This window comes from Thiolapillus sp. (genome assembly GCF_048562965.1).
In the GTDB taxonomy this organism is placed as follows: Bacteria; Pseudomonadota; Gammaproteobacteria; order Chromatiales; family Chromatiaceae; genus Thiolapillus; species Thiolapillus brandeum_A.
Genome location: NZ_JBHNMF010000302.1, coordinates 1 through 4,056 on the forward strand (window position 1 = coordinate 1; position 4,056 = coordinate 4,056).

Below are 4,056 nucleotides of genomic sequence, written 5' to 3' on the forward strand. Positions count from 1 at the left end.
TGACGCGCCTTCGGTGGCATCAGACATGTCCATCGATTTCTCCTGTGTCGTGAAATTTCAGGAGAAAGTCTGCACGGGGTCAGGTCGGGAAAACAGGTGTGGATTCTTGGGCGCTTACGGTACATCTGACCTTGACAGGTTATGGTCTGATCCAGCTATTGGGCTATCTTGACGATCAAGCCGTCAGGCAACTGTGTTGCCATTCGCCTTGGCGAAAAGATAACCCCACAACAGCGGGACAGATCCGTAAAGGGCTGTTACTGATTTTTCACCATGTTCCTGTGCGGCAGTCCCCCTCTGTCAGGATACTTGTCCACCCAGTAGAATGGGACTTCAATAATCATTGAGAGTGGGCAGAGAGAGTAGGAAATGAGTTACCCGAGAGAGCGGAAAGAAGCGGTTCTGAAGAAGATGCTTCCGCCGAACAACAAAACGATCCCTGAGATATCAAAAGAAGAAGGGATCAGCGAAGGGACACTGTACAACTGGAGAAAGGCCGCCCGTGCTGAAGGTCGTTTGATGCCGGATGGAGATACCACGCCAAAGGGCTGGTGTGCAGCTGATAAGTTTGCAGCGGTTGTCGAGACGGCTTCAATGAATGAAGCCGAGGTTTCAGCTTACTGTCATGAGCGAGGGCTGTATGCCGAACAGATCAGCGAGTGGCGAGCCGCGTGTGAGCAGGCGAATGACTGGGAGCGCCATCAAAACAAACAATTGAAAGCTATCCGTAAGGCGGATGAGAAGCGGATCAAGGAGTTGGAGCGGGATCTCAAACGGAAAGAGAAGGCGCTGGCAGAAACCGCTGCCTTATTGGTGCTAAGAAAAAAAGCCCAGGCGATCTGGGGGGGGCACAGAGGAAGAATGATCAATGTCCCAGATCGCCGTAGAGCTGTTGAATTGATCAATGAAGCCGTAGAGGCTGGTGCGTCGAAGAAGAAAGCCTGTAGTGAACTAGAGATCAGTTCGCGCACCTATAGGCGCTGGACCCAGTACGGCAGTGTCAAAGCCGATGGCCGCCCAGACGCAGAACGCCAGGCGCCTGCGAACAAGCTGACGCCAGAGGAACGACAACAGATTCTGAAGACCTGCAACGAGGCAGCGTATCAGAGCCTTCCTCCGTCACAGATCGTACCGGCATTGGCTGATGAAGGGATCTATATCGCATCAGAATCGAGCTTTTACCGGATAATGAAGGAGGCGGACCAGCTACACCACCGCGGGAAAGACCAAGCCCCGAGGAAAGTCGCGAAACCCGCCGCTTACAAGGCAGCAGGGCCGAATGAAGTCTGGAGTTGGGACATCACGTTCCTGGCGACCACCGTAACGGGTTTGTTCTATCGGCTCTACCTGGTGATGGATATTTACAGTCGCAAGATTGTAGGCTGGGAAATTCATGAAAACGAAACCGCCGAGAATGCCTCACTGTTGATCCACAAAGCCTGCCTGGCGGAGGGTGTTAGTGAGAAGGGCTTAGTGCTTCACTCCGACAATGGATCACCGATGAAGGGTGCAACCATGCTGGCGACACTGCAACGACTGGGTGTCGTACCGTCATTCAGTCGTCCATCGGTGAGTAATGACAATCCGTATTCGGAGAGCCTCTTTGGCACAATGAAGTACACCCCGGCATTCCCATCAAAGCCGTTTGAAAACTTAGGCGCTGCTCGCGAGTGGGTTTATGGATTTGTCCACTGGTACAACGAAGAACATCGTCACAGCGGGATACAATTTGTGACGCCAGCACAACGCCACAACGGTGCGGAGCGATCGATTCTGGTTAAACGCGATGCGCTCTATCAGGCAGCAAAGCAACGAAACCCGGAGCGATGGAGTCGAGGGACACGAAACTGGGAACCGGTCGGCGAGGTGTGGTTGAATCCAGAAAATGAGGGCGTCGAGGAGGCTGGAATTAGAGAAGAAGCAGCGTAGACAAATGGACAGGTATCTTGACAAACGTCGGGACGGCTGGGGCACCAATAGGTTGTCAAAGGCCGAGTCGATTTTGGGGACTGGGATGTCCCAAAATCTTTCACGAGGCCGAAGACACGCTTGACTAACCTATTTTCGTTCCAATGCTATTTCTCTTAATTGCAATAACTCATCATCCAGCCTGGAAGATACGCTTGATAGAGGTTCGATTTCGGGTTCGCCAGGTGTTGGCGAATCACATCCGCCTGGGCCTCGAACAGATCGCTCACATACTTGAGGAAAATCAGCCCCAGCACCGGGTACTTGTATTCTGCGGCCGATACCGACCCCCGTAGGGCGTTGGCAGCTTCCCAGAGGGTGTCTTTGAATTCCTGGTTGGTCATGTTGTTCCTTCCCTTGTGGTTGCTGTGTCAAGCGCGACCGGGTTCAAGGGGTATCCGTTGCGTTTCAGCGAGTTATTCAATGTGACCCGGGAAACCCCAAAATGCTGGGCCACCTCGGTCTTGGTCATTTGCGGATCCTTGAGCATAGCGGCGGCCTTGCGGACATCGGCCTTGGACATGCTGGGCTTTCGTCCACCTTTCCGCCCCCTGGCCCTGGCGGCAGCCAGACCGGCCATGGTCCGTTCCCGAATCAGGCTGTGCTCGAACTCAGCAAGGGCGCCGAAGATGTGAAAGACGAGCTTTCCGCCGGCACTGACCGTATCGATGTTCTCGGTCAGAGACTGGAAGCCTACCCCCCGGTCTTCGAGGGCCGATACGATTTCCACCAAGTCTTTCAGGGAACGCCCCAGCCGATCCAGTCGCCACACTACCAGTACATCGCCTTTGCGCAACATCCGCAGACAATTTTCCAGTTCCGGGCGGGCCGCGCTCTTGCCGGAAAACTTCTCCTGAAAAATCTCTTCGCAACCAGCCTTCTTCAGTGCATCCAGCTGGAGATCGGGGTTCTGATCCTGGGTCGAAACTCTCGCGTAGCCGATCCGCATAATAAACGCTCGTTATATTTACGTAGATAAGTTTACGCTATTTCTTTGCGGATAACCAGTGATTGTCGGTGGTTTTTGGGGGGATTTGCGGCTTGTAAAGAATACGGTAAGTTTCTGTTCAAATGCCCCCGCTAGTCCAAGTTTTGAAATAACCGTTCTGGCAGCACCTGATGGCGTTGTTCCGGCGCACCCATTCACTGATGTCTGCCAGTGAGTGACGAGGGCCTGAAGGGCGGGATTCCCGCCAATCTGGTGGATGCCCATAGGTTCAGACATCGGACGGCTCTGGGTGCTGCGTATGCGCCCAAGGGGCGATTTCCCGCCGGACCTTTGCCACCTGATCACTGAAGCGACGGTGGGCGGGCTGGATGTACTCGCCACGTTTCAATCCACCCCACCTCTCGGCGACTGGGGAGTGCTCGCCGCCGCGTCGCTTTCCATGGCGGCCAGCCATTCGTTAAACTGTTTTATCAACGCTTGAGCTGGCTGCCGTACTTCCGGGGCGACCTGGGTCAGTTGGTCCGGGCCCTCGGCGAGAGTCTTCAGTGCAACATACAACGGGCGCAACCGTTCTGTGCTCTTCGTGTCCTCAAGCAAGCGGACGGATTCGGTCGCACGATTGTGCCTGACTGCTTCGAGGAAAAAGCGCAGCAGATCCTCCCACCCGGTTTCAAGCCAGTCTGGTTCACCCAGCTGCAAAAAGGCAGTTGCTTCGATCTGTGCTTCCGCCCAGTTGCCGCTGCTGATCAGCAGCGTGGCCAGGGTATGCCGCGCATCCGGGGCTTCCGGGTCGAGTTCTACTGCAGTTCTGGCGAGTTCCACGGCCTCATCCAAATTTTGTTGTTGCTCGTAGTACAACCAGGCCAGGGCGTTGTGGCACTGGCCCTTGATCAAGGGATGCCGCATGCCTTGTCGGTAGGCATTGATGGCGCCGTCAAGATCGCCCTGTTTGCCTAGCGCCCCCCCCAGGTTGTACCAGGCCTCTTCATGATTGGGGTTGACCTTGATCTGCTGGCGTAAAGCATTGATGGCCTCGTCGAGATTGCTCTGTGTGCCTAGCGCTGCGCCCAGATTGTTCCAGGCCCATTCGTGATCAGGATTGATCTCAAGCTGCTGGCGGTAGGCCTCGATAGCGCCGT

4 protein-coding genes are annotated in these 4,056 nt (G+C 55.0%); 1 reads left to right on the forward strand and 3 read right to left on the reverse strand.

Translation table 11 applies throughout. The features are described from left to right. Nucleotides 1-369 precede the first annotated feature (369 nt). Entirely contained in the window at nucleotides 370-1,929 is a 1,560-nt protein-coding gene (locus ACOCD2_RS13630) for an IS3 family transposase (RefSeq protein WP_419625738.1), read from the forward strand. 155 nt (nucleotides 1,930-2,084) lie between these two features. Here the strand turns inward: ACOCD2_RS13630 and ACOCD2_RS13635 are convergent, their stop codons facing one another. The 3 genes from ACOCD2_RS13635 to ACOCD2_RS13645 form a co-directional block, all read right to left on the reverse strand. Next, nucleotides 2,085-2,312 (reverse strand): type I restriction-modification system subunit M N-terminal domain-containing protein, encoded by a 228-nt coding sequence (locus ACOCD2_RS13635; RefSeq protein ID WP_293650360.1) that lies wholly within the window; start codon nucleotides 2,310-2,312, stop codon nucleotides 2,085-2,087. Further along, on the reverse strand, nucleotides 2,309-2,917 hold the full coding sequence (locus tag ACOCD2_RS13640; protein WP_293650359.1) for a recombinase family protein: 609 nt from the start codon (nucleotides 2,915-2,917) through the stop codon (nucleotides 2,309-2,311). The genes ACOCD2_RS13635 and ACOCD2_RS13640 overlap by 4 nt, the downstream gene beginning before the upstream one ends. Before the next feature lie 384 nt (nucleotides 2,918-3,301). Further along, a partial coding sequence (locus tag ACOCD2_RS13645; protein WP_419625739.1) for a tetratricopeptide repeat protein occupies nucleotides 3,302-4,056 on the reverse strand: 755 nt, incomplete at its 5' end.

Bases quoted from the DNA above. Each gene is read 5' to 3' on its own strand.
- ACOCD2_RS13635 (WP_293650360.1), bottom strand. From the start codon at position 2,312: ATGACCAACCAGGAATTCAAAGACACCCTCTGGGAAGCTGCCAACGCC.
- ACOCD2_RS13640 (WP_293650359.1), bottom strand. From the start codon at position 2,917: ATGCGGATCGGCTACGCGAGAGTTTCGACCCAGGATCAGAACCCCGAT.
- ACOCD2_RS13630 (WP_419625738.1), top strand. From the start codon at position 370: ATGAGTTACCCGAGAGAGCGGAAAGAAGCGGTTCTGAAGAAGATGCTT.